This window comes from Paenibacillus sp. FSL E2-0178, from assembly GCF_038593005.1.
GTDB lineage: Bacteria > Bacillota > Bacilli > Paenibacillales > Paenibacillaceae > Paenibacillus_AQ > Paenibacillus_AQ phytohabitans.
In genome coordinates this window covers 5,553,274-5,579,545 of record NZ_CP151953.1, presented here as the reverse complement: position 1 = coordinate 5,579,545, position 26,272 = coordinate 5,553,274, and the positions used below count along the sequence as shown (strand labels likewise).

Sequence of the window (26,272 nt, the reverse complement as noted above, 5' to 3'; positions counted from 1 at the left end):
GCGTTAAACATTATTCGCCGGGCCCCTCCAGCGGAATAATCAGGGTAACCGTAACCCCTTGGCCCTCTTCATTGTGCAGCTGCATCTCGGCTTCGCTGCCGAACTGCAGCCGCAGGCGGGCCAGCACATTATACAGGCCGATCTCTTCATTCTCCGATTGGCCGCTGCTTCTAAGTCCGGCTGTAATCTCCTCCAGCCGTTCCGGGCTAATGCCCTTGCCGTTATCCTTGACGGCAAGAACCAGCCGCGACTGCCCCTCCAGCGTGCAGTCTATCCGGATGACGGCTTCGCGGATTCCGTCCGCGAAGCCGTGCTTGAAGATATTCTCCACGATCGGCTGGAGAATCATCTTGGGCAGGACCGTCTCCAGCGCTGCTTCCGCCGCATGAATCTCCAGGCGCAGATTCTCTTCGCCGAACCGCTCCGTCTGCAGAATCACATAATTCTGCACATGCTCAATTTCATCACGCAGCGGCACCTGCGTCCGTTCCGTATTCATAGAGTAACGCATCATGCTGCCCAGGGAATAGATGAGATCATACACCTTCGGCGCATTATAGCGCAAGGATAAGCTGGCGATGGACTGCAGGGCATTGTAGAGAAAATGCGGATTGACCTGAGCCTGCAGCGCCTTCAGCTGATTCGTCTTGTTCGCCAGCTCCAGGCGGTATTCCTTGACGATCAGGTCATTGATGGTCCGGGTCATGCCGGTGATTTTGCGGGTCAGCAGGCCGAATTCATCCTCGCGTTCGGCGTCCATATGCGCATCCAGCTGGCCGATCTGCACCTTCTGGGTGAAGTTGATCAGCTTCTTGATCGGCCGGGTAAAGCCGATGGAGATGAGCACCGCGCTGATTCCCCCGATCAGGAGAAACAGCAGCCCGATCCCCATATTGAACCGGGTGATGACCCTCGCATCACCATACAGATCCTCATAAGGCACCAGCTTGATGATGCTGCCGCTGAAGAGCGGGTCCTTGATATGCTTGTACATGACAATGCCCTGGAAGCCGTCCTTTTTCCAGGTAAAATGCCCGCTGTCACTATCATCAGGAAGATGGCTCCATCCGGTCTCCACCTGTTTGCCGACCCAGTCCGGATCGGAAGCGAACAAAGCCTGCCCCTGCTCATTCAGCACATACAGACGCTCCGTGTCCGAGTTGTACATCGATTTGACGATTCCCTCCAGCTCCTCCAGGGTGTAATCAATGGACAGATCGGCCAGTACACTGTCGCTGGGCGTACGGTAGAGGGGGAAATGTGCAGTGAAGACCGGAACGCTCCCCGGCTTCAGATTGGGGAAGCCGGACTTTACGCCGTATTGATGATCCATATGTGTCACCTCAATATACGGACGGTATGTCCCTTCAGGATGCTCTGCCTCTGCATAATCCGCATTCTCTTCCCGGCGGAACAATCCGCCCAGCAGCAGATTAGACTGCCGGGCCGCTCTGACGTAGAGATGGATCTGGAAGGTATTGCGGTCCGAGAGGAACAAGTTGTATAGCTGGGTGGAGATCACCGCACGGGTATCCGGCAGAACCGTACCTTCTGGTGCCTGCTCATTGCTTTTGGCGGTAAGCAGTGTGGTGTAGAAGGAGCTCGGAACATTAATTCCGCTGTACAGCGACATGGCCCGCTGATTCATGCCGCTGAAATAACTGCTGAGATTCGCTTCCCCCAGCGTCAGCAGCTTCGTATTCTGCTTCACGGACTGCTCCGTAACCGACTGCTTGGTATAGAGATAGGAGAAGGTAACGGATATGCCTGACGGAATCACTGACGCCAGCAGCACTAAGGCCATCAGCCGCGTCCGGATACTGTTTCTGAACATGGGCGAACCTCCTGAACGTTTTGCGGAAGAACCGCTTCTCTGATATAACCTTGCAGCAGAACTCGCTCCGGAAGCAACCCGGCTGCAATATAATCCACTTTTCTCATCATCAAATTGAGTGTTGGCGATGGCCCGGGCTTTCTATAATGAAGCTGTGAACACGTAGAAATATTATACAAAGGAGATTCCATATGAGAAAAGCTCTGCGCTTGCAACGAGGCTGGGGACAGCAAATCGTATTTCTCGGCCCCTGTCTGCTCTTTTTCCTGACCATTGTGGTCACCCCATTCTTCCTCGGCTTCTACTATTCTTCCACCGACTGGAACGGGCTCGATCTGGACAAAGCGGTCTGGACCGGCGCGGCCAACTGGAGACGGATTTTTACGAACGACGATAAGTTCTGGGAGTCTCTGCTCTTTACGCTCCGCTTCACCGTGATCTCCGTAGTGGCCGCCAACGTACTGGCGCTGCTGCTTGCCTTCATTCTGATGACGACGCTGAAGACGAAGAAGCTGCTCCGCACCATCTTCTTCATGCCCAATGTAATCGGCGGCATTCTGCTCGGCTACATCTGGCAGTTCATCTTCACCAAAGGCTTCGCCACAATCGGTGAGCTTACCGGGATTTCCTTCTTCCAGCTGCCTTGGCTGGGTACGCCCAGTACAGGATTCTGGGGTCTGGTCATTGTGTTCGTCTGGCAGACTGCCGGGTATATGATGGTCATTTATATTGCGGCGCTGGCTGGTATCCCTAAGGATCTGGTCGAAGCGGCCAAGATTGACGGCGCCCGTGCCCCGCAGCTGTTCAAGAGTGTCTATGTACCTCTGATCATGCCGGCAATCACCATCTGCCTGTTCCTGACAACCTCTAACGCATTCAAAATGTTCGACCTCAACCTGTCGCTGACCAAAGGCGGACCGGGCACCTCGACCCAGTCGCTGGCCTATAACATTTATGCGGAAGCGCTGATCAACAACCGGTACGGCCTTGGTACAGCCAAAGCGCTGCTCTTCTTCGCCGCCGTTTCACTGATCACGGTTACACAGGTCTGGCTTACCAAAAGAAAAGAGGTGTCGGCCTAATGAACAGCAGCAGATACCGGCCCAGAAACTTCATTCTGGAGATCGCCGCCATACTTCTGGCCATTATTTTCTTATCCCCCTTCTACCTGGTACTGAGCAATTCGGTTAAGGGGCTGAAGGACATCCTGATCGACGCCGCTTCCTGGCCGCAGGTGTTCCACTGGGATAATTACTCCAAGGTCTGGGATGCCATTGACTTCCCGCAAGCCTTCTTCAGTTCCCTGCAAATCACTGTCTTAAGCGTAATCTTCATTGTCCTGTTCAGCTCGATGGCCGCCTATCAGATTGTACGGAAGCCGACGCGCTTCAATTCCTTCGTCTTCCTGCTGCTGGTCTCGGCGATGATCATTCCGTTCCAGTCGCTGATGTTGCAATTAGTCCGTGTGACCAGTATTCTGGAGCTTCGCGGAGAATTATACGGAATCGTGGCCTGCTATCTCGGCTTCGGAATGCCGCTGTCGGTATTTCTGTTCCATGGATTCATTAAGACAGTGCCTTTTGAGCTGGAGGAAGCGGCTCGGGTGGACGGCTCCAATCCGTATGGCGTATTCTTCAAAATTGTGTTCCCGCTGCTCATGCCGATTATTGTAACGGTCATTATCCTTAACACGCTGTGGATCTGGAATGACTATCTGCTGCCGGTGCTCGTCATCGGGGGAAATAAGGATCTGACGACCCTGCCGGTCGCCGTGACCAAGTTCTTCGGGCAGTACACCAAGAAGTGGGATCTGGCCCTTGCGGGTCTCGTGATGGCGATTACGCCTATCCTCATATTCTTCCTGTCCCTGCAGCGTTATATTGTCGAAGGTGTAACCACAGGCTCCATTAAGGGATGATCGCGAGATCCCCTTGCAACAATATCCACTTTTCCCGGCAAAATATTAAGTGTAAGTCCACTCTCATTTGCATTACGATCTAGTTGCAGGAACCACAGACCAGGGAGGTTATTCTATGAAAAGAAAGTTCGCGTTCGTTATCGCAACCGTTTGCACACTTATTATCGCAGGTTGCGGGAATAGCGGCAATACGAATTCCGCAGGCAATGGAAACGCAACCAATGCTCCTAACACGTCAACCGAAACCACAGCACCGGAAGCAACCAAGGCACCTGCCAAGGATGTTACGATCAAAATGTTCCAGTTCAAGGTTGAAATTGCCGAGCAGCTGAATGCACTCGCCGAAGAATATGAGAAAGAAACCGGTGTGAAGGTCGAGGTGGAAACGCATGGCGGCGGTGAAGACTACGGCGCGCTGCTCAAAGCGGAGATTGCTTCCGGCTCTGAACCTGAAATTTTCAATAACGGCGGTTATACTGCCCTCGTACCTTATATGGACCGCGCCACTGATTTGAGCAATGAGCCTTGGGCGGAGAGTCTGATCCCAACCTCCAAAACTCCGGCAACCGTGGACGGCAAGCTCTATGGTATGCCAATGAACGTAGAAGGCTATGGACTGATCTACAACAAGGATCTGTTCGCCAAAGCCGGCATTACGGAAGAGCCTAAGACTCTCTCGCAGCTGAAAGATACGGCCGCCAAGCTGAAAGCCGCCGGCATCACACCGTTTGAAGCTACGAATGAGTGGTGGTCGATGGGAATTCACCTTGTGAACGTAGGTTTGGCCCATCAGCCTGATCCGAAGCAGTTCATCGACGATGTCAAAGCCGGCACGCAGACAATCAAAGGCAACGCTGTATTCGAGCAGTGGCTGGATCTGGTGGATGTGATCTTCGACAACGCTCAGGATAACAAGATGACTACCGACTATGCTACCCAGGTTGCTGAGTTCGCATCAGGCAAAGCCGCAATGATGCTGCAGGGTAACTGGACACAAGGCGATATCGACAAAATCGATCCTGCCCTGAATCTGGGCCTCCTCCCGCTTCCGATCAGCGACGAAGAAGGTACCATCCTGGTAGGCGTACCTAACAACTATGTGGTGAACAGTAAATCCGAGCATCCGGAAGAAGCCAAAGCCTTCCTGAACTGGCTCGTAAGCTCAGAGACCGGCCAGAAGTATCTGACCAAGGAATTCAAGTTCATCCCGGCTGAAACTAACGTCACCGCTGACGCGGCAGACATCGGCCAGGTTGCCGTTGCCGTGCAGGAGAAATCCGCTACCGCCCTCGGCTGGAACTGGGATATGTTCCCTGACGGCGTAACCCAGGGCTTCGGCGCTGCAATGCAGGAATATCTCGGCGGACAGCTTGACCGTGATAAGCTGCTGGAGAAGCTGGATAAGGCTGTGCAGGATATTGTGAAGCAATAGGAATTAATAAAAAGCAAAAGGTGCCTCAAAGCCACAATGGCTTGGGCACCTCTTTTTTGTATTTGTATTTGTTTTTGTTTTTGTTTTTGAGCAGGATTTACGTTGGCACTTTAGAGCACGCTCCGCAAACGGAACGTTGTTCCAATCGCTGTTGTGTCCAGATTTTTTTATTTTTACCTCAACGGTTAAAATCCGGACACAAAGGCGACCGCTTACGCTTCTCCACAATCATTCCGTCCGCTCTGCTATTTAAGAGGGGGAGCTTCTGCAATCTTAAAGACCTAACCCAATAATCCTGCATATATTACAACATTCCCCTCCCTAACTCGGCCAAAATCCAAAAATGTTGTATAAAAAGCAGCATTTCTCCTGCTACAAGCGATTTTCCGGGAAAATTGCTGTATATCGTACAACAATCCTTGCGAATACCCTGATACTGCTGGGCCAAAGTTGTAATACGTACAACATAATAGGCATTAAGATGCTTCACCGTTAACACAGCGTCCATCCAAGCGCTCAAGTCATAAAACAAAGCAGCAACACTCCAGTCAAGGAGAATCGCTGCTCTGTTCATTCTAACGTAAAATATTCAATTCCTTATAGAGCTTACACAAACATCTCCACAATCAGGAACAAATTCAGCGACACTACCAGAGCCGAGATAATCCAGCCGAGGATGGTGGTGATCCGGTGGTTTACCAGCCCCTTCATGATCGAGCGGTCGCTGGTGAAGATCACGAGCGGAATCAGGGCGAAGGCAATCCCGAAGGAGAGAACGACCTGGCTCATCACCAGTGCACTTGTCGCGTTAATCCCGAAGGCGATGATGGTCAGCGGTGGGATGATTGTAATCGCCCGCCGGAGGTAGAGATTGATCTTTTTATTAATGAAGCCCTGCATGACCACATCACCGGCCATTGTGCCGACCGACGAGCTCGACAGACCTGCGATCAGGAGGCCGAGGCCGAAGGAGATGGCGGTAACCGGTCCTGCCAGATTACGGAACTGCTCGAAGGCGACATCCAAATCCTCAACGACCAGACCATTCTTGAAAAAGAGCGCCGCAGCTACAACCACCATGGCCATATTCACGGCACCGGCAATCAGCATTGCAATCAGAATATCGATGAATTCCAGCCGGAAGATCTGTTTCTTCTCCCGTTCATCGATCCCGACGACCCGGCTCTGGGTCAGCGAGGAATGCAGATAAATCGCATGCGGCATAACCGTCGCGCCGAGAATCCCGGCAGCCAGCAGGATGCTGTCCACACCTTCGAATCTTGGCGTAAACATTCCGGCAACCACACTGCCCGCATCGGGCTTCGCCATAATGACCTGGAATGCAAAAGCCAGAACGACAATCATTACCATCCCGGCAATTCCGGCCTCCAGGGTACGGTAGCCGCGCCGCTGGAGCTCCAGAATAGCGAAAGATCCAACGGCGGTAATCAGCGCAGCCGGCAGCATCGGTATACCGAACAGTAAGTATAGTCCAAGGGCTGCCCCGATAAATTCCGCCAGATCGGTAGCGATAATGACCAGTTCACTCTGAATCCACAGGAAGATGGACACGCCTCTCGGGAATTTCTCCCGTGCGACCTCCGGCAGATTCTTGCCGGTGGCAATGCCAAGCTTGGCGGATAAGGATTGTATAAGGACAGCCATCAGATTCGAGGCAAAAATAACCCATAATAACAAATATCCGTATTTCGAGCCTGCTGTAATATTAGTGGCAAAATTGCCGGGGTCCAGGTACGCTACGGAAGCGATAAAAGCCGGACCCAGAAAAGGAAGGAGTCTCTTCAGTCCTTTAACATCTCCATTCAGCACTGATTGTGCCGAGTGTTTATTAGTATGTCCTTTTAGTATAGGGGATGATTCTACTGCTGTGTTTTGCTCCATCATTTCTATCCCTCCTCTTGCCCGGAAAAAGTTGTCTATATACACGAAAGTTTCCCTGATGCAACATTTGATTTGTTTTCATTATAATCCGCTAATTGAGAATTGTAAATGTATTTTCATTGGATTTTTCATACGAGCAATGGGTTGATTCTGAACTCCGGCATCCGCCCGGCTGCTCCAAATTATATTATGTGCAAACCTGCGGCAAAGTGATGCTCCAATCCCTATGTAATTACCCAATACAACACAGAGTTATTTAAGCAGTTAAAATATAAAACAACCCCACAAAGTAGGGCCGTAGCTTCGACGATTACTCAGGCACTTTGCGGAAGCCCAAAACAAAAAAACAGGCGAGCCCCAGGAAATTCATCCTGACTCTCGCCCGCCGGGCATTCCAGTGTGCTCCACTGCTTAAGAGGTAATACTGCGGATATCAGAGCGCATCTGTTCATTCTGTAGCTTCAGCTCATTCAGCTCCTGCTGCAGCTTCTCCACATCCGCCTGCTTCCGCGAATGGCCTCCATGTCCATGCATACCGCGCATACCGGGCATTCCGAACATCATAAGGATCATCATCAGCGGACAGACCAGTGTGATTAACCAGGACCAGTTCAAGGCTTTTCCTCCCTCCGGAATTCAAGGTGCTGCCATTAGTATAGCTGCCGTTTGTGGAGAAACTGTGTTGAAGCTTATTTTTCTGCTTTCCCTTTCCAGGTGTCCTTCAGCGGTACGATTCTGTTGAATACCAGCCTATGGTCAGAACTGTGCCTGCTGTCGACGCAGAAATAGCCGTGGCGCAGGAATTGAAATTTATCCCCGGGCTGTGGTTTATCCGCAAGCGGCTCCAGCAGACAATCCTTAAGCAAAGTGGCAGAATCCGGGTTGATGTACGCTTCCCAGGTCTCCCCTTCCTCCTTCGGTCCTTCATTGTCTACAAGCAGCTTCTCATACAGGTACACATCACTTTTGACCGCATGCTCGGCGGACACCCAATGGATGGTTCCTTTAACCTTCCGCCCGTCAAAACCACTGCCGCTTCTCGTATCCGGATCATAGGTGCAGCGCAGTTCGACAATCTCGCCAGTTTCCTTATCCTTAATCACTTCGTTGCAGCGGATGAAATACCCGCCCTTCAGCCGTACTTCACCGCCAAGCGTCAGTCTGCGGAAGCCCTTCGAGGGTACCTCCATGAAGTCCTCCCGCTCGATATAGAGTGCGCCGGAGAACGGAACGTCCCTTGTGCCGAGCGCGGGATTCTCACTATTGTACTCAATGGTAAGGAATTCAGAAGCCCCGGCTTCATAGTTGGTAAGCACGACCTTCAGCGGATTCAGCACGGCCATGATAGCCGGCACCTTCGCCTTAAGATCCTGTCTTACACAGTGTTCCAGCAGTGAGAAATCCACCATCGCCGTATTGCGGACCATCCCGATCTCCCGGACAAAAGCCTTAATGCTCTCCGGCGTGAATCCGCGTCTGCGCAGTCCACGGAGCGTAGGCAAACGCGGATCATCCCAGCCGTCCACATACTTCCCGGCAACCAGCGCCCGGAGATAACGTTTGCTCGTGACCACTCCCGTCAGATTCACCCGGCCGAATTCCCTTTGCTTAGGGGGTTCAGGAATATTCAGCTCCGTAAGCACCCACTCATACAGTGGCCGGTGATCCTTGAACTCGATGGAGCACAGCGAATGCGTCACCCCTTCAATGGCATCCTGAATCGGATGGGCAAAATCATACATCGGATAGATGCACCATGCCTCCCCCGTGCGGTAATGCTCCGCATGAATGATCCGGTAGAGTATCGGGTCGCGCAGATTGATATTCGGCGAAGACATGTCGATTCTGGCCCGCAGCACCTTTGCACCGTTAGGATATTCTCCATTACGCATCTCCCGGAACAGCCGCAAATTCTCTTCCGGCGAGCGTTCCCGGTACGGACTGTCCTTACCCGGTTCGGTTAATGTCCCCCTGTAGGACGTCACTTCCTCCGGAGTCAGGTCGCAGACATAAGCTTTCCCCTTAAGAATCAGCTCCTCTGCGCTGCGGCAGATTTCCTCCGAATAATCGGAGCCATAATAGATATGCTCTCCCGGGCTGCAGCCCAGCCATTCCAAGTCCTCGGTAATAGCTTTTACATACTCCATATCCTCTTTCAGCGGGTTGGTATCATCGAAGCGCAAATGGAATCTGCCGCCATTCTTACGGGCAATCTCAACATTCGTGTGGATGGCAAAAGCACTGCCGATATGCAGATAACCATTGGGCTCCGGCGGAAACCTTGTGCAGATCTCCCTGCTGTAGACTCCGCCCTCCACGTCTTCTCTGATCAGCTTATCCATATAATTCTCCGGAACGGCCGGTTTACTCTCATTCACATTAACGTCAGTCATTCTGATCTCCTCCTGTATATTGGTGATACCTGCCCTTACGGGACAACAAAAAAGAACCTCACCTCCAAGACTGTAGTCTTGGGGACGAGATTCTCGCGGTACCACCCCAGGTTTATTAATATGTCGCCATATTAATCTCATCAAGTACGGCGCTGCCGGCAAGGCAGGGCTTATACTCTAGCTCTGTAACAGGAGCTCCTGTTGTACCATCCCCGGCCATAGCCGGTTCCGGTGCACCGCTCAGAGGCTTGTTTCGGTCCAGCCTTCCCTGCTCCTTCGCACCACCCGGAGCTCTCTGTGAGGGAATGAATGGACCTACTCTTCTCGTCATCGCGTTTCATCATTTGATCCAGAATAACAAATCACAGGCAAGGTGTAAAGTGTAGCAATGTCCGTAGGCGGCAGCAGCCTGCGGGACAACCTTACCCCTGACTCAGCGCCGCCAACAGCTCCAAAGCTTCCTCATGCTCCGGCTCAATCAGAAGCGATCTGCGCGTGTAATCCAGCGCCGCTTCGTCATCTTCCTGCTCGTAGCTGCAAATAGCCAGGCAGTACAATACAGTAATTACCGGCTCCTCGTCACTGGTCGCCAGCGAATGTTCCAGGAAACGGCGGGACTCCCCGTACTGCTCCATTTCGAACAGCAGCAGACCGCAGTCAAGCGCCAGATCATATTTCTGCGGCATCGGATAGAAGCCTTTCCACATCAGGTCAATCCCGCGCTGCAGGTCCAGCAGCTCATCATCACTGGCATCCGGCAGCAGAGCGGAGATACGCTCCGCACTCTGGATGAACAGCTCGGCATCATATCCGCCCAGCCGCCAGAAGGCCAGGATCTGCTGCATGCCGATCGTATCGTAATTCTTATCGATCCACACCTTCAGGCTGAAGAAATCATCCGGGCCGAACCGCTCTACAAACCGCCGGTAGGCCAGACGGGTATGGGGATGGAGCATCGGCTCTTCAAGCATCAGAATGCAGCCGACATTCAGATTCTTATAATGATGCTGCGTGAACTGCGACTTGGCGCCCTTCCGTTCAAAATAATGCACCAGCGCATGATAATTTGCCGTGAGGGAAATGCTGCCGTGATGAATCAGCTTCGGCGGCTCGGCGAATTCCCAGTTCTCCAGCCGATGGTCGCCCTTATCTGCGGTAAGCAGCAGGAAGCTCCCCTGAGAGAGTGACCCGAGCCGCTCCATACAGGAAATGGCAGCAGCCGGGAACAGGATATGCGAATCCTCCAGCTTGTCCAGATAGAATGAAATTACTTCATGGTACTTGTATGAAGGGTCCTCATAGCCTTCGGCCCGCTTGTAATGATATTCCGGCACCAGATCCCGCAGGACTTCGGACGTGCTCATCGAGCCGGACTGCTCGGGATATTTTAACGAAACCTCACATTCATAAATCTTGCCTTCATCAATATAGAGAAGCTCCTGCTGAATACTATCGAAGAAGTAGTTGGCGATCACCATCAGCGGCTGCTGCAGTCCGCCGGGCTTAATCACCATTCCGCTCTGCGTCAGGGACAGCTCTGTATCCTGCACCGCATCAAAGCGGGCGAAATCAAGAATACCCCGCTCCACAAAAGGCTTCAGCCCTTCATGCTTCTGCCAGCCCTCAATGTTCTTCCAGGGCAGATCGCTCATTACGTAGCGGAAAGGAGGCAGCAGCACTCCGGCATACTGGATCAGCTCACACAGCTGCTGTAGGACATGGAATGCCAGGCGTCCCACACCTGCGCCAAGCTCCAGAATAATAACCGGTTCTGTAGTATGCCCCTTCTCTGCACGGTCCTGCAGAAATCCGAAGATCATCTCCGCATACGCTGTTCCGATCATCGGATTGCTTGTAATGTACTGCGGGACCTGGTCATTCGCCCAAGCCTGCAGTCCCAGCTGCTCATAATACCTGCGCTGCAGTTCCCATATTGGCGCTTCACTGAAGCGGTAGCGTTCTTGTCCGTCTATTGTCATTAGTTCAAACCCTGCTCTCTGATTATCGTACGGAAATTTGTCCGGTAGTCAAATATTATCACATTTCGCTCAGCCCTTCACAACTCATAAGTGGCATACTGGCGCATATATTTCTTGGAGTGCTGTGCAATCCAGAAAGGAGCTTCTGCCATGAACCCTGCCGAATCCGGTTTTTCAAGCAAGCCAAGCGTCCCCCAGCCTATACGCAGCGACGGTGCAGGCAATGTCGACCTCGGCCCCCGCGATATTCTGCGCGACCGGGAGAATCCCGATATGTTCGTCCCGCCCTCTACAGATAACGGGCTGATCCCCAATCTGAAATTCTCTTTCTCCGACGCCCATATGCAGCTGAACTTCGGCGGCTGGTCCCGGGAGGTTACCGTCAGAGAGCTGCCTATCGCCACCACACTTGCAGGAGTGAACATGAGCCTGACCCCGGGCGGAGTACGCGAGCTGCACTGGCACCAGCAGGCGGAATGGTCCTATATGCTGCTCGGCAGCGCCCGGATTACCGCCGTGGACCAGAATGGCCGGAACTTCATTGCCGATGTCGGCCCGGGCGATCTGTGGTATTTCCCTCCGGGCATCCCGCATTCAATCCAGGGGCTGGCCGAGGGATGCGAGTTCCTGCTTGTGTTTGACGATGGAAGCTTCTCGGATCTGAACACCCTGTCGATCTCCGACTGGTTCGCCCATACGCCGCCCGAGGTCCTGTCCGCCAACTTCGGCGTACCTGAATCTGCATTTGAATGTATTCCGAAGGAACAAGTGTATATATATCAGGATCAGGTGCCCGGCCCCCTGGAGAGTCAGAGGGTGGAGTCACCTTATGGAGAGATTCCGCTGAGCTTCAAGCATCAGCTGCTGGCCCAGCCGCCGCTTCGGACGCCTGGAGGCAGTGTGCGGATTGTCGACTCCGGCAATTTCCCCATCTCCCGGAATATTGCCGCCGCGCTGGTGGAGATTGAGCCCGGCGGCATGCGGGAGCTGCACTGGCATCCGAATAATGACGAGTGGCAGTATTATCTGACCGGGCAAGGCCGGATGACGGTCTTTGGCGGGGACGGCGCAGCGCGTACATTTAACGTCAGAGCCGGAGATGTCGGCTATGTGCCTTTTGCCCAGGGACATTATATTCAGAATACCGGGACAGACACGCTCTGGTTCCTGGAAATGTTCCGGAGCGACCGGTTCGCCGATGTCTCCCTGAACCAGTGGATGGCGCTTACTCCCCATGAACTGGTCAGCAGCAATCTGAATGTGGGGCCAGAGCTGATGGATGCCCTGCGCAAAGTGAAATGGCCTGTGGTGAAATACCCGAATCAGGGACACGAGCACGGGCATGAGCTTGGGCAGGGGCACGGGAAGCAGAAGGAGTAGCGCGTGGTTTTGCCCAGTTTGAGACTGGATTGGGCAGGTCAGTCTGCCCTATGGCCTTATCTTTACCCCAACCAAGCGGCTGAAGTGAAAATCCTTAAGCTCAGCTGTATAGACCGGCCTTAATGTTGTACATTCTGCAACTTGATCATCCGAATATCCGGCTGTTTGGGAGAATTATTGCACAAAATACAACATTATCCTCCATTACGAAGCTGAAGCAGTTAAAATGTTGTAATTCATACAACAATCTTGCTTTAGAAGCAATATCCGGAGAAAATTGTTGTATTTTCTGCAAGATTTTAATGATCGTCCTATAATTAATGGGTAAATCCAATTGTTCGAACTGCATTCTTTATAGAACAACATAAAAAGCGGTCAGACACCCGTCTGCACCGCTTTTTGTTCTTAATCATTAGTTTGTATTTCATTCTAGGAAACCTCTACTCACCGGTCTCAGCAAACCGCTTGATCCGCTCGCCGACTGCATCACGGACCCGCTGGAACACCGCCCATTTCTCTTCCTCACTGCCCTGCGCTTTGGCCGGATCATCGAATCCCCAGTGCTCCCGCCGCACCTGCGGAGGCGTCACCGGACATTTATCGGCGGCATCCCCGCATAATGTTACTACGAGATCAGCACTGTTAAGCAGCGAAGGATCAATAATATCCGAGGTCTGGGCCGAAATATCGATCCCCACCTCGTTCATTGCCTGTACTGCCTTGGGATTTAAGCCGTGGGCTTCAATTCCCGCACTGTACACATTCCAGGCGTCCCCGAGAAATTGTTTCGCCCAGCCCTCCGCCATTTGGCTCCGGCACGAATTCCCCGTGCACAGGAAATAGATCGTCTTTTTGCCCATGTCTGATTTCTCCTTCAGGATTAGATTAGAACAGCTTCAGTTGCAGATACAAACCTAATAATGTGATAAATAACGTCGGAATCGTCAGGATAATTCCTGTTTTGAAATAAGTGCCCCAAGAGATCTTTACACCTTTGCCTGATAGCACATGCAGCCACAGCAGAGTAGCGAGCGAGCCGATCGGCGTAATCTTCGGACCCAAGTCTGAACCGATGACATTCGCGTAGATCAGAGCCTCTTTAATGAGACCTGTCGCCTGTGCGTTATCAATGGCCAGCGCCCCAATCAGCACCGTCGGCAGATTATTCATCACTGAGGAGAGGATCGCGGCGAGGAAGCCCATCCCCATCGTTGCTGCGAACAAACCGTGCTCCGCCACCTCACTGATCATCTCTGCAAGCACATCGGTCAGTCCGGCATTGCGCAAGCCATACACCACGACATACATGCCAATGGAGAAAAAGACAATCGCCCACGGCGCGCCTTTGACCACTTCCATCGTCTTGACGTAGGGACTCCGGCGGGCCATGAGCAGGAAGCAAACCGCGATTACACCTGCCACGACTGACACCGGGATGTTCAGAAATTCACTGACAAAATATCCGGCCAACAGAAGCGCCAGCACGCCCCAGGATAACCGGAACATGCGCTTGTCCTTAATCGCCTCCTCCGGGAGCTTCATCCCGGCAGTGTCGTACACTTTGGGTATACTTCTGCGGAAGAACAGGTATAAGACCAGAATACTGGCGGCGAGCGAGAACAGCGTAGGCAGCAGCATACGTCCTGCATATTCTGTGAAGCTGATGCCGAAGAAATCGGCGGATACAATATTGACCAGATTGCTGACGATCAGCGGCAGCGAAGTCGTGTCGGCGATGAAGCCGCTGGCGATAATGAAGGGAAACACTTTTTTCTCATCAAAATTCAGCGCCCGGACCATTGCCAGCACAATCGGCGTCAGGATCAGCGCCGCCCCGTCATTGGCAAACAACGCCGCTACCACTGCGCCCAGCAGGATGACATAGATGAACATCAGCGTACCGTTGCCGCGTGCCGCCGCTGCCATATGCAGTGCCGCCCATTCGAAGAATCCAACACGGTCGAGGATCAAAGAAATCAGAATAATAGCTACAAAAGCCAGCGTGGCATTCCACACAATCATCGTCACATCGCGGACATCCCCAAAGCTGACCACGCCTGCCGCCAGGGCCAGCAGTGCTCCGCCGCAGGCTGACCAGCCAATGGATAACTTACGCGGCTGCCAGATCACAAAGATTAAAGTAATAACAAAAATAAGGCTGGCTAGGACAACCATAATCCCGCCCTCCGTTTGACCCGCAGCAACATTTCCCGCAGCACTCCCCAATAGATAAATTTATATATAAGAGTAACGCCAGCCTGTCCTCCAGGCGTTCTCATCGATCTAGTATTATATCAGTCGCAGCAGGCAGTAACCTCTGTCTTATTCAATGACGACAGCAGAGTATGTGAATCCGGCAATCCATGCAGGACGGCCGTGATATGCGGCTTGCCCTCCACATTCAGGGAGTAATGCACCCACTGCCCGCGTTTGCTCTCCTTCACCATCCCCTTATCCTTCAGTTTACGCAGATGCTGGCTGATCGCCGGCTGCGAGATCTCAAAGAGTTCGACGAACTCACAGACACACCATTCCCGCTCCTGCAGCAGTCCAAGCATCATCAGGCGGGTCTTGTCCCCCAGAAGCTTCAGGTCATCAGCCACCTCGTTAAGCTTATCCATCGCGGTTCAGCCTCCTTAGTATATAAGCCAATGCTTATATACTAAAACAGTCTTATCAAAAGGACAAGAGAAAAGTCCAATGATTAATTGCATTGCTTTGCTTTGCTTTATTGAATATTTTATATCCTTAAGTACTAACTGCATTTATCTCTTCATAGGCTAAATTATGGGGAACGCAGCAGCTTCTTGGAGAGGAGATGCAGGTCCGAAGAGCCATCCTTGCCAGTGGATTGGAGGCCGGACCACCATGAGTACAGATCAGCTCATCGCATTGCTCGTTCTCATCATTATGATCGTACAGCTTGCTGTCAAAAAGGATAAATCCTAAGGACAGCAAACAGCCAAGCAGATCGGGAGTCATCCCGGTACGCTTGGCTTTGTTTGGCTGGGCCGCTGATCCGGCCGGTTATTTCACAAAAATGCGAATCTGACGTTCACCCGTACGCTTCATTACCCGGTAACCAGTATCCGCTGCCGTTGCCATTCCGTTATCATCCGGGCGGCAGTAGCCCCCGGCTACACAGGTACCGTCATCACGGACAAGCAGCTTGCCGATGATCCCTACAGCTACCCATTCTTCCCTGTCCTGGCGGGAAACATATTCCAGGGAGCCATCCCATTCAGGGTTAAGCACCGGTTCTGATTTCGTACCCGCCTCACGGACAATATCGCCGTATTCATTTCTAACCTCAGCGACCTCTACCTCGTGATACAGAATCCGGTCCCACTCATCGGTTACGAACATACCGTTCCAGCGCAGGTCACTCGAATCGGCAACGATAGCCGGTCTGGCGCTGATGACACCGAGAATATATTCATCCCCTGCCTTGGCTTTACGGATTCTTTCACTGGCCCCATCAAACGTAACGAAATAACCTGCGTCAATGGCGAGCCCGTCCGAGGTTTCGAACATTTCTGCATAATCCGCGGCACCTGGAGACATCAGCGTACCATCCAGATAAATATTACCCGTAAGCCCTTCAATCACCGCTGAATTAAAGGTCGGGCCGACCGCCAGCCCGTTGGCCAAATGCCACGAATACGGAAACCGCGTTGAGCCGTTCTGGCCCATGATATGGGCCCCTGTATGCTCCGCGAGAACAATCGTCGCTTCCCCCTCGGCATGGGAGTTCGGAGCAAAAGCCTGGGTCTGGAACCCTTCCGCATGGGAAGCCTGGCCGGAAGCAGTAGTATCCGCACCTTCGGCATGCGCATAAGGCGCATTCGCCAGTGTACCGACCCCCTCGGCGTGGGAAAAGGAGCCGCTGGCTTGTGTGTTGGCCCCTTCGGCATGGCCGGAAGCTCCGCTGGCTGTAGTCTGGAAGCCCTCGGCGTGCGAGGCTGTTCCGCTGGCCGTTGTATTCTGCCCTTCAGCGTGCGCACCCACATTGCCGCTGGCCGTTGTTGCTAATCCTTCGGCATGGGAAGAAGAACCGCTGGCCACTGTATTCTGCCCCTCGGCATGCGAGAAGTCGCCAAGAGCTGAGGGCCCGGCGGCTAGGGTGATGTCCGCAGTGCCGCCCTCCGCATGTGAGGCGAAGCCCATGGACGTGGTTCCGACTCCCTCGGCATGTGAACCGGAACCACTGGCAAAGTTGGGGGCCGGATTCCCCTGCGCATCCACACCGCCGCCTTCAACGTGGGATGCCCTGCCGCTGGCTGAGTTGCCCTCTCCCTCCGCATGGGCGTTGATGGCTGTCGTCTGAGTTGATGTATTGAAGCCTTCCGTATGTGATCGCGCTCCCCAGGCCTGTGTGCCGAATCCTTCGGAGTGGGCTTCAAGGCCGGCAGCCAGCGTCGTCGAGCCTTCCGCATGTGAGCTTTCGCCCAGCGCGTTGGTTAAATAACCTTCTGCATGCGCCGCCACTCCGCTGGCGATGGTAGAAGATCCTTCTGCATGCGCCGTATCATTCGTTGCCTGGGAGAGATAGCCCTCCGCATGTGATGCGCTTCCGCTGGCAATAGTAGTATTGCCTTCTGCATGCGAGGTATCTCCGCTGGCAAGTGTAGAGAACCCTTCAGAATGAGCGGCTGCACCGCTTGCTGTTGTATTGAGACCCTCGGCATGCGCAGCAAAGCCGCTCGCCGTATTCCCTACTCCGCTTCCCATCCTGATCACCGCTTTCTTCGTATTACAATATATTTATGTCTGCGGACGAGCGGCGGTAACGGCGAACGTGGCCAAGTTATAGATCAATTTCCATCGTAAATTTCACTTACTAAAGTTGAGAAACATTATAAAGTATAGTAGAATGAGTACATGAAGAAGGGGGCGGATTGATATGGCCGAGGAGAAACAATTGATGGAAATAGGAATAAGCACGTTTTTGGAGACTACGCCTGATCCGGTAACCGGCAAGGCCATTAGCCATGCGGAGAGACTGCGCGAAGCCGTAGAAGAAATTGTGCTCGCTGACCAGGTGGGCCTGGACGTATATGGCATAGGTGAACATCACCGGGCCGATTATGCAGGCAGCGCTCCGGCTGTAGTTCTTGCCGCCGCGGCAGCTACGACCAAGCGGATCAGACTGACCAGCGCGGTCAGCGTCTTGTCTTCAGATGATCCGGTCCGGGTGTACCAGGATTTCGCCACTCTGGACGGACTGTCGAATGGCCGGGCAGAGATTATGGCAGGCCGCGGCTCATTCATTGAGTCCTTCCCGCTGTTTGGCTACAGCCTGGATGATTATGATGAATTGTTCGAGGAGAACCTGGAGCTGCTGCTGGCGATCCGCGCTTCCGAGAAGGTCACCTGGCGCGGCGGTCATCGCCCGGCGATTAATAACCTTGCCGTCTATCCCCGCGCCGTCCAGGATCCGCTTCCCGTCTGGGTGGCCAGCGGCGGCAATCCTGAATCTGCCGTGCGGGCCGGAACGCTCGGCCTTCCGATCGCTTTCGCGATCATTGGCGGTATGCCGGAACGCTTCGCTCCGCTTGTCGCCTTATACAAGGAGGCCGCTGTCCGCGCGGGACATAATCCAGACAAGCTGCAGATTGCCACGCACTCCCATGGCTTCGTAGGTGAAACTAACGAACAGGCAGCCGCCTTGTTCTACCCGTCCACCGCAGCCCAGATGAATGTCATCGGACGCGAACGGGGCTGGGGCGGAACCTACAACCGTGCGGCCTTTGACGATGCCCGCAGCCTGCGCGGCGCACTTTATGTCGGCGATGCCGAATATGTAGCCGAGAAGATCCTCCTGCTGCGCAAGAATCTTGGCGTGACCCGCTTCTTCCTGCATGTGAATGTAGGCACCATGCCGCACCGCGAGGTGCTGCGCGCCATTGAGCTATTGGGCACCAAGGTTGCCCCTATCGTGCATAAGGAATTAGCACGCACTGAGGCTAAATAACTGATATTGTGACCCTAATACGCCAAAAACACTTCAGTCGCTTAACAGCTCTTGAAGTGTTTTTGGCGTATTCTTATGCTCCGGCTGAAATAAAGAAGCGGTGTTACTGCGGACTTAGCAATTCACGCATCGCCGCTGCCACATCTACCGCATTCGTAATCGGGAGGAAGTGATAGCCGCTACCGATTATTTTCACATCCGCATCAGGGTGGGCAACCTTGAAAAGCTGCATTTTCTCAAGACTGAACTCATCCATACTCTCTTCTGCCAACAGCAATATCAAAGGAATATCAGCCGCTTGCTTCAGGCAATAATCGGTGGCAGTTACTTCCTTGCTCAGATGATCTAGGGCTTGTTTACGGCTATGATGTATGTAAGAATCATCCAACAGGTAGAAGTTATTCAATAAATAGTCCTTGAATAATTGTCGTTCAGATTCAGCAAGCTTATCCATCGCCAGGACGGTTTCATCCACTGCCTGTTCAAGCTCCTCCAGACTATCAATGACGGGTAACGTAATCTCCCCCTCATCCTCTTCCCTGTCCGCAAGGAAATAATATCCGCCATCGAGCAAAGTAAGTGACTTCACATCAGCAGGATACTCCGCATAAAAGGCCTCACATATCCATGCGCCAATGGAATTCCCTGCGAAATGCGCTGCCGGAATCTGCAGATCATTCAGAATCCTTTTAATCTCCCGTACAAAAGCTCCAATCGACACATCTGCCTGATCATCCTGGTTATGCCCTGGCAGGTCGATTGCTATGAACCTGAAATCTGCCATTTGCGCAGCTAAATGAGCGTATATTTCCTTTCGTTCACCAAGCGCCGGAAGCACCACAACCGTTCTATCGTTGTTCTCCGCATTGTAGACAATATACCGTTCCATTGTTCTTCCTCCAGCCCTGCGATTCTCCCTTACTGCACTAACGCCTCAATCACAGGATACGAGATCAGTTTGCGGTCCCTGTAGGTTGCAGGAATCACGTCACTCTTCGAGCTTAGAATCCCATCCTGCAGAAGTACAGCCTTGAACCCTCTTTCCATAGCCCCGTTATAGGTGAACAGTACGCAGTGCTCAGCGGCATATCCCGAGAGAATCAGCAGATCGATGCCCTGCTCCAGCACAATCTTTTCCAGATCCGTCTTCCAAAAAGCATTCGAATATTCCTTCATCACTCTAAGATCCGTCTCCTTAATTTCAATGCCCGGAATAATCTTGAATTTCTCCTCATCGGAAGGCTGCATCCCCTCGATGTCCTGGATATGAATCACCGTATGATCTTTGGAGCGCAGCAGCTCCGAGACATAGTTAATGAACTCGCAGGCCTGATCTATTACTTTCTGTTCCACCTTTCTCAAATGCACCTCTTGCACGTCAATAATTAACAAACCGATCTTCATCCATTCTTCCTCCTTATTAGCTAAATAAAAGGAACTTCACATCATTCCTCCAATTGTACAATAAGCCCTGACTCATCCGATATTTATTTTTTTGACAGCTCCAGTTACCCTTCTATGAATGCAGCTTTCAAGACAAAGAGACTGCCCGCGGCAGCCTCTATCACTTTCGTTCACAAGTCTTATCTTGTAATCCATCTCTACCTCCGTATGAAATACTGCTCCCGGTCCAAATCTGGAAGGAGTGCCGGATGCACAGGCTTCCATCCAAGCTGCTCTTGGGTCCAGATGCTCGAAGCTGGGATATCCAGCGCCACAAAGTGAGCCAGCCAGCCGAAATGCCCTCCTGCCTCTTCAGGGGGAATGCTGACTACAGGTATCCCGAGCCGGCGGCCGATTACGCCGGCAATATCACGGACCGGCACACCTTCATCGCCGATTGCATGCAGCCGAACTCCGGCAGGAGCTGATTCCAGCGCCAGCCGGTAGAGATGTGCGGCATCCAGCCGGTGCACAGCTGGCCAGCGGTTTGCGCCATCGCCCACATATCCCGAGATTCCTGTAGTACGGGCCATATTGATTAGGCCGGGAACAAAGCCGATATCGCCATCACCATGCACGGATAGCGGTAGCCGCAGCACCGATACGCGTACGCCCTGCGCTGCCAATGCAAGGGCCGCTTCCTCCGAGGCCGAGCGATGCTTCACAGAGCCGGGATAGGGTGCATTCTCTTCTGTTCCCAGCTGACCCGGCGTTAGATGCCCGATCACAGAGGTTACGACTAACGGCCGGCCGGACTGCGCAAGCTCGGCCCCTATTGCTTCGACCGCAAGCCGGTCTGACTCGCCTGCAGCCGTAAGATCCGAGAAGTCGTGAATGAACGCGGCATGGATAACACCATCCGCTCCAGCCGCTCCCCGCCGCAGGCTGTCCAGATCATCCAAAGAACCGCGGTGTATGGCGGCCCCGGCAGCAGCAAGCGCAGCTGCAGCCTCATCCGAACGGGCGAGGCCCAGTACATCATGCCCCGCATCTATCAATTCACGTACAATGGCAGAGCCGACAAAACCAGTAGCACCTGTGACAAAAACACGCATATTAAATTCCTCCAATAACTATTATGTGGTAGAACTGCCCGGTGCACCCTGGCGGCATAACCGGTTGCCGCCGCTCGTACAAGGCTACACTCATTATAGTCTGCGCATTACCGGAACCTTTGCCTGTTCCCTTTCACTTTTTGCCCGATCCTACAAGAAGGGCGAACTGGTCTTATGACCGCACACAAAAACCCGCAGACCAAGCGGCTGCGGGCTTCCCGAAGGAATGGTTCAGTCGGTTCTGTGGGTTTGCTGACGTAATCCGGCGATATCTCTGCTTGGCGGATTTCCGAAGAACCGGCTGTAATCCCGGCTGAATTGGGAATCACTCACATAACCGACAAGCCGGCAGGCAGTGGTCGCGTCCATGGCACTGGCTAACATCAGACGTCTGGCCTCATGAAGGCGCAGCGCTTTTTGATATTGCAGCGGGCTCATGGAGGTGACGGACTTGAAATGCACATGAAAAGAAGATGGACTCATATGTACCAGCTCCGCCAGCTCAGCAACCTTCATCTGCCGGGAGAAGTTGCCCTGCAGCCAGGTTATGACCTTCGACACCCGCTGCATATCCGACTCCGCGAACCCCATCTCCACAACCTGGGCGCCAATCGGACTGCGCAGAATCCGGATCAGAATTTCATCCAGAACCAGCGGGGCAAGCAATTCAGCATCACCGTCATTGTGGAGGCATTCCACCAGTCTCGCCACTGCGTTAATGATACTCAGATTGACATCAGCAATGTAACCTTTACTCATCTGACGTACCGGGGGTAAACCCTGGGGGTACAGCTTCAGGACCCATTCGCTAATCCGCTGCGGATCAAGCTCCAGCCTCACGGCAAGATAAGGCTCAGATGAACTGGCCTCCATGAGCTGCATGGCTAACGGCAGGGCGACAGGCAACAGAATCATCTGCGATTTGTCAAAATGATAAACCTCCTGCCCGATCATGACATCCTTTGACCCTTGGGCCACGATTATAAACGAGGTGGAATAGAAGGTTTTGATGGTATCCCTATCGGTACGTGAATACCGGCTGACATAGAGCCCGGGTATGCGCTGGCTAAAGGTACCGTCATGAGGAACAAGAGCAGAGATCAGCTGGACCAGTCTGGCTGTTTCTGCCTCAAGCAGCCTCTCTGCATTCCCAGGCTCCGTTGTCACCGCGTATTCATCTTGCAGCCTCATCATATAGCCACCGCTCCCTGGTATTCAGACATCTATGAAACTCCATCCTTATGAACAAGTAACGTTTATTATACACACTAATAATAAAAAACTCCCGATAATGTTGTCCATTATCAGGAGTACGCCTGTTGATTAGCCAAAGTCTGCTACGTTACCATAACTACAATTTAGCTAATCAACAGACCTGGCCTTGGAATGAAATTATAGGGAACTACTCCTTAACGCCGCCAAGCGCTACACCCGCGATAATATACCGGGATAGCAGGAAGTACACTACGAACAGCGGTAAGGCTGTCAGCGCCAGCCCCATATAGATCGAGCCGAACTCCGTCTTGTAGATATCCCCGCGCAGTAAGCTGACCATAATCGGCATTGTGTATTTCTCTTTCTGTGTAAGCAGAATCAGCGGCATGAACAGGTTGTTCCAGTTGCCTACGAAGGCGAAGATGGCCTGCGTCGCCACTGCCGGAACCATCAGTGGCAGGATGATCCGGTTAAAGGTCTTGAATTCACCTGACCCGTCTACGCGTGCTGCTTCCACGATCTCAATCGACAGCGTTGCCAGCAGGTATTGGCGCATAAAGAACACCACGGCCGGCGCAGCAATTGCAGGCAGAATCAGCGGCAGGAAGCTGTTGGTCCAATGTATTTTATACATGAACTGATAGAATCCGATGGCACTGGCCTGGGAAGGAATCATCATCACGCACAGGATAAAGGTAAAGAACGGCCCGCGCAGCTTCCAGCTGTAGGTCACAAGCCCATAAGCCGCCAGGGACGAGAAATAGACCGTTAAAAGAGTGGCTGAAGCAGAGATAATAAATGAATTCATAAACCCTTGAATGGGGTCAAAACTCTTGTCCAGCAGCACCCGCAGGTTGCTCATCAGATGCGACGAAGGCAGCAGTGACAGGCCGCTTTGAATTTCCGCTGTAGAGCGGGTGGCATTCACAAACATGATCCAAAACGGGAGGATACTGAGCACCGCCAAAAAGATGCAGACGATATAAATAATCGTCTTGTTAATTCTCCGGGTGACGCCTCCGCTATTATTATTGTTCATGTGCTACGCCCCCCTCACGGCTGCTCTTGGCGGATTTCCGATGCATTTTTTCGATTTTTTTCATTTTTGCCGCATCGCGGTCACGCATTAAATAGAACACAAATCCGGACAATACCGCTGAAATCACGAACATGATCATGCTCGCCGCGGCAGCGCGGTTGTACATATAGCTTCCCTTAAATGCTTGACCGTAGATAAACATGGACGTGGTAAGGGTAGAGTCATCCGGTCCGCCTGCAAGGAAAAGCTGCGGAATATCAAACATGGTCAAACCACCGACCATCGATGTAATCAGTGTGAAGAGCAGAATCGTACGTAAGCTCGGCAGCGTGATCCGGAAGAAGGTTTGAATTCCGTTCGCACCGTCAATCGATGCAGACTCGAAGAGCGCAGGATTGATCCCCATAACGCCTGCGATCAGAATGATCATCGTGTTGCCGTACCACATCCAGAACTGGATGAACGCCACAATGCCACGTGCTGTCGTCTTATCCTGAAGGAAGAAGATCGGAGCGTCGGACCAGCCCATTAATTCAACAAAGCTGTTTACCGGACCCATCGGGTAGGCGAACAAAGTGCTGAAGAGCACGGCGATTGTACCTGCTGTAATAATATTAGGCATATAGAGCAGAACCTTGAAAACACCTTGCCCCTTTATTTTCAGACGCTGGTTCGTGAACCATGCAGTGAGTAGGAGGGCAAGAGCGATCTGGGGAACGAAGTTGACAATCCAGAGTATCCCGGTGTTAATCAGAGACTTTCTGAAGGAGACATTATCAAAGAGGAGATCTTTGAAGTTCTGAAAAGGATTATCCAAAATATGTATCGGTTTTGGGATTAATCCCTGCAAATTGGTGAACCCGATGAATGCGGTGTATAAAATGGGATATAACGAGAAAATCAGAAATGCCAAAACAAACGGAAATGTGAAGATATAGCCGAATTTAGAGTAGTTCACACCTTTGCGGCGCATGCTCTCACCCCTTTAGTTGATATGAAGGGGCGGGATGACTCCCCGCCCCTCCGAATGCTTGTTATTCTCGCTCGATACCCAGCGCTTGTTATTCGCTTTCGATACCCAGCTGATCTTTAACCTGCTGCTTGAAGGTTTCGATTGCTTTCGCACGATCCTTGTTGCCTGCAGTATATTCGCGTACTTGATCACGCCAGAGCTTGTTGATCGTTTCGTCGAACTGGGTCAAGTTCTTACCGGAAGCGTTGGCATTAGCCGGAACGAACACATCAAACATATTCTGTCCGCCAAGCAATGGAACTTCGCCGTTAGACTTATCCATGACAACAGCAGAAGCAACGCTATCCTTCGTACCTTGCTCGCCCTCTTTCATCGTTCCGTTAGCCCAGTAATACTGGAGTCCGGTTTCGGAGGTATCGAGTGTTACCCACTTGATAAAGTCCGCAACAGCCTGTTTCTTGGCATCGTCCTTGGTTACGTCTTGGTTAGCAAGCAACCAGGTGCCTCCCCAGAAGAAGCCAGTCGGCGGCTCGGTAACTGCCCAGTCACCATTTGTATCTTTTACCTGTCCGTTCATTACGTAGTTGATCAACCAAGCTGGACCGAAGAATCCGAAGACCGGTTGAGCGCCGGAGCCGGACATATCAGCATACCAGGCTTCTGTCCAGTCTGTTGTATCGTTGTGGTAGCCATTGTCTTTCAGCTTCTTGGAGAGATCAAGGAACTCTTCACGCTTCGGATCAATATGCAGCTTGCCATCCACAATCCAGCCTTTCTCAGAACTGTTCTCGATCGCATGCCACATGTCGCCGTCACCAGAAATCGCGCCATAGCCTTTAGCCTTCAGCTTCGCAGCTGCATCGAAGAATTTATCCCAGCCTGGACCAATTTCAGTCTTGATCGCAGCCGGGTCATCTGTTCCAAATACATCCTTGGCGATTGAGCGGCGGTAGATAAAGGCTCCGCCTGTCGCCTGGTAGCCGAGACCTTTCAGCTGGCCGTCTTTGCTGCCGATATCAACCGAGTATTGAGCAATGCCTGCGTCTTTTACCAGCTGGTCGTCAAGACCCAGGTCAGCATAGTTGGCGGCATAAGTGGATGCATCACCTTGGGTATATTTGAGTACGAACGCCGACTCCGCTGCAAAAATATCAGGGGCATCCTTACCGCCAGCGGCCAGCGCCTGGTCAAGAGCAGGCTGATAAGCGCCATCGGTAGTTGCAATAACCGTAGTTTTAAACTCCACATTTGCATCGGGATGAGTTTCCATATACTTTGTAGTCATGTTCGGAATCTCATCGGTGAAGCTCCAGAGATTGATGGTAACTTTCTCACCGGATCCTGCTGCTGGAGCTGTTGTAGCTGCTGCGGCCGTTGTAGCTGCCGGAGCTGTTGTGGCGTTTGCGCCGGATGAGCTTGAATTATTATTTCCTCCACACGCTGCCAGAGCAGATGACATCAAGACCAATGTAGAGATCCCAGCAAGAACACGCTTCATACTTTTCATACTTTGCCTCCCCTTTTATATTAAATCCTCGGTTTTATGTAACCGCATTCATATTATAGTGCCAGACTCTCTCAGACATAAGGAACCCCTCATTGGGAAAAATACCACTATTTTTGGTTCCTGCTCTGTGCTAGGAATAAAATAGAAAAATGGAATGATCAGTTAATTTCCGCATAAAAAAACAGGCCACCGATCTTACCGGCAACCTGGCATCATTACATCATATCG

23 protein-coding genes and 1 other annotated feature are annotated in these 26,272 nt (G+C 52.4%); of the genes, 6 read left to right on the top strand and 17 right to left on the bottom strand.

The annotated features are described in order from the left end of the window. Positions 1 to 10: 10 nt before the first annotated feature. On the bottom strand, positions 11 to 1,834 hold the full coding sequence (locus MHI42_RS24450; RefSeq protein WP_342420897.1) for a sensor histidine kinase: 1,824 nt from the start codon (positions 1,832 to 1,834) through the stop codon (positions 11 to 13). A gap of 191 nt (positions 1,835 to 2,025) precedes the next feature. Between MHI42_RS24450 and MHI42_RS24445 the strand changes: the two genes are divergently transcribed. The 3 genes from MHI42_RS24445 to MHI42_RS24435 all read left to right on the top strand — a co-directional run bounded on the left by MHI42_RS24445 (position 2,026) and on the right by MHI42_RS24435 (position 5,184). Continuing rightward, positions 2,026 to 2,916, top strand: a complete 891-nt coding sequence (locus MHI42_RS24445) for a sugar ABC transporter permease (RefSeq protein ID WP_039300685.1) — start codon at positions 2,026 to 2,028, stop codon at positions 2,914 to 2,916. Next, on the top strand, positions 2,916 to 3,752 hold the full coding sequence (locus MHI42_RS24440; protein WP_039300683.1) for a carbohydrate ABC transporter permease: 837 nt from the start codon (positions 2,916 to 2,918) through the stop codon (positions 3,750 to 3,752). Before MHI42_RS24445 ends, MHI42_RS24440 begins: the two co-directional genes overlap by 1 nt. Before the next feature lie 115 nt (positions 3,753 to 3,867). After that, entirely contained in the window at positions 3,868 to 5,184 is a 1,317-nt protein-coding gene (locus MHI42_RS24435) for an extracellular solute-binding protein (RefSeq protein ID WP_171717561.1), read from the top strand. Positions 5,185 to 5,488: 304 nt separating this feature from the next. On the opposite strand, the gene MHI42_RS24430 is transcribed toward MHI42_RS24435, so the two are convergent. From MHI42_RS24430 to MHI42_RS24410, 5 genes are all read right to left on the bottom strand, one after another. Then, positions 5,489 to 5,758 carry a hypothetical protein gene (locus MHI42_RS24430; protein ID WP_342420896.1) on the bottom strand — a complete coding sequence of 90 codons (270 nt, stop codon included), beginning with the start codon at positions 5,756 to 5,758 and terminating at the stop codon, positions 5,489 to 5,491. 32 nt (positions 5,759 to 5,790) lie between these two features. Continuing rightward, entirely contained in the window at positions 5,791 to 7,086 is a 1,296-nt protein-coding gene (locus tag MHI42_RS24425) for an Nramp family divalent metal transporter (RefSeq protein WP_042141703.1), read from the bottom strand. Between the two features lie 411 nt (positions 7,087 to 7,497). After that, entirely contained in the window at positions 7,498 to 7,701 is a 204-nt protein-coding gene (locus MHI42_RS24420) for a hypothetical protein (RefSeq protein WP_342420895.1), read from the bottom strand. A 74-nt stretch (positions 7,702 to 7,775) separates the two neighbouring features. Beyond that, the gene (locus MHI42_RS24415) at positions 7,776 to 9,479 is read right to left on the bottom strand and encodes a glutamine--tRNA ligase/YqeY domain fusion protein (RefSeq protein WP_342420894.1); all 1,704 of its coding nucleotides are present in this window, start codon (positions 9,477 to 9,479) and stop codon (positions 7,776 to 7,778) included. Positions 9,480 to 9,556: 77 nt separating this feature from the next. Then, positions 9,557 to 9,819, bottom strand: a binding site (T-box leader). Positions 9,820 to 9,901: 82 nt separating this feature from the next. Then, positions 9,902 to 11,458 carry a tetratricopeptide repeat protein gene (locus MHI42_RS24410; protein WP_342420893.1) on the bottom strand — a complete coding sequence of 519 codons (1,557 nt, stop codon included), beginning with the start codon at positions 11,456 to 11,458 and terminating at the stop codon, positions 9,902 to 9,904. Positions 11,459 to 11,608: 150 nt separating this feature from the next. Between MHI42_RS24410 and MHI42_RS24405 the strand changes: the two genes are divergently transcribed. Continuing rightward, positions 11,609 to 12,838 carry an oxalate decarboxylase family bicupin gene (locus tag MHI42_RS24405; RefSeq protein ID WP_342420892.1) on the top strand — a complete coding sequence of 410 codons (1,230 nt, stop codon included), beginning with the start codon at positions 11,609 to 11,611 and terminating at the stop codon, positions 12,836 to 12,838. 440 nt (positions 12,839 to 13,278) lie between these two features. On the opposite strand, the gene arsC is transcribed toward MHI42_RS24405, so the two are convergent. From arsC to MHI42_RS24390, 3 genes are all read right to left on the bottom strand, one after another. Further along, positions 13,279 to 13,698, bottom strand: coding sequence for an arsenate reductase (thioredoxin) (gene arsC, locus MHI42_RS24400; RefSeq protein WP_342420891.1), 420 nt, complete (start codon positions 13,696 to 13,698; stop codon positions 13,279 to 13,281). 25 nt (positions 13,699 to 13,723) lie between these two features. Next, positions 13,724 to 15,013, bottom strand: a complete 1,290-nt coding sequence (locus tag MHI42_RS24395) for an arsenic transporter (RefSeq protein ID WP_171717554.1) — start codon at positions 15,011 to 15,013, stop codon at positions 13,724 to 13,726. Between the two features lie 119 nt (positions 15,014 to 15,132). Then, the gene (locus MHI42_RS24390) at positions 15,133 to 15,459 is read right to left on the bottom strand and encodes a metalloregulator ArsR/SmtB family transcription factor (RefSeq protein ID WP_039300660.1); all 327 of its coding nucleotides are present in this window, start codon (positions 15,457 to 15,459) and stop codon (positions 15,133 to 15,135) included. 166 nt (positions 15,460 to 15,625) lie between these two features. On the opposite strand from MHI42_RS24390, the gene MHI42_RS24385 reads away from it, so the two are divergent. After that, on the top strand, positions 15,626 to 15,787 hold the full coding sequence (locus MHI42_RS24385) for a hypothetical protein (RefSeq protein WP_218918868.1): 162 nt from the start codon (positions 15,626 to 15,628) through the stop codon (positions 15,785 to 15,787). A gap of 78 nt (positions 15,788 to 15,865) precedes the next feature. Here MHI42_RS24385 and MHI42_RS24380 read toward each other — a convergent pair whose 3' ends face one another. Further along, on the bottom strand, positions 15,866 to 17,569 hold the full coding sequence (locus MHI42_RS24380; RefSeq protein ID WP_342420890.1) for a peptidase G2 autoproteolytic cleavage domain-containing protein: 1,704 nt from the start codon (positions 17,567 to 17,569) through the stop codon (positions 15,866 to 15,868). Between the two features lie 193 nt (positions 17,570 to 17,762). Here MHI42_RS24380 and MHI42_RS24375 point away from each other — a divergent pair, with 193 nt between their 5' ends. Further along, positions 17,763 to 18,812 carry an LLM class flavin-dependent oxidoreductase gene (locus MHI42_RS24375; RefSeq protein ID WP_342420889.1) on the top strand — a complete coding sequence of 350 codons (1,050 nt, stop codon included), beginning with the start codon at positions 17,763 to 17,765 and terminating at the stop codon, positions 18,810 to 18,812. A 103-nt stretch (positions 18,813 to 18,915) separates the two neighbouring features. On the opposite strand, the gene MHI42_RS24370 is transcribed toward MHI42_RS24375, so the two are convergent. The 7 genes from MHI42_RS24370 to MHI42_RS24340 all read right to left on the bottom strand — a co-directional run bounded on the left by MHI42_RS24370 (position 18,916) and on the right by MHI42_RS24340 (position 26,044). Beyond that, complete coding sequence (locus MHI42_RS24370) at positions 18,916 to 19,701, bottom strand: alpha/beta hydrolase (RefSeq protein ID WP_342420888.1); 786 nt, start codon at positions 19,699 to 19,701, stop codon at positions 18,916 to 18,918. 29 nt (positions 19,702 to 19,730) lie between these two features. After that, on the bottom strand, positions 19,731 to 20,216 hold the full coding sequence (locus MHI42_RS24365) for an isochorismatase family cysteine hydrolase (protein ID WP_342420887.1): 486 nt from the start codon (positions 20,214 to 20,216) through the stop codon (positions 19,731 to 19,733). Between the two features lie 197 nt (positions 20,217 to 20,413). After that, the gene (locus MHI42_RS24360; protein ID WP_342420886.1) at positions 20,414 to 21,310 is read right to left on the bottom strand and encodes an SDR family oxidoreductase; all 897 of its coding nucleotides are present in this window, start codon (positions 21,308 to 21,310) and stop codon (positions 20,414 to 20,416) included. 231 nt (positions 21,311 to 21,541) lie between these two features. Continuing rightward, positions 21,542 to 22,504 carry an AraC family transcriptional regulator gene (locus tag MHI42_RS24355; protein ID WP_342420885.1) on the bottom strand — a complete coding sequence of 321 codons (963 nt, stop codon included), beginning with the start codon at positions 22,502 to 22,504 and terminating at the stop codon, positions 21,542 to 21,544. Between the two features lie 208 nt (positions 22,505 to 22,712). Next, the gene (locus MHI42_RS24350; RefSeq protein ID WP_342420884.1) at positions 22,713 to 23,564 is read right to left on the bottom strand and encodes a carbohydrate ABC transporter permease; all 852 of its coding nucleotides are present in this window, start codon (positions 23,562 to 23,564) and stop codon (positions 22,713 to 22,715) included. Continuing rightward, positions 23,554 to 24,381 (bottom strand): sugar ABC transporter permease, encoded by an 828-nt coding sequence (locus MHI42_RS24345; protein WP_342420883.1) that lies wholly within the window; start codon positions 24,379 to 24,381, stop codon positions 23,554 to 23,556. Before MHI42_RS24345 ends, MHI42_RS24350 begins: the two co-directional genes overlap by 11 nt. Before the next feature lie 244 nt (positions 24,382 to 24,625). After that, a complete protein-coding gene (locus MHI42_RS24340) occupies positions 24,626 to 26,044 on the bottom strand; it encodes a carbohydrate ABC transporter substrate-binding protein (protein WP_171717546.1) in 1,419 nt (472 codons plus the stop codon). Positions 26,045 to 26,272 lie beyond the last annotated feature (228 nt).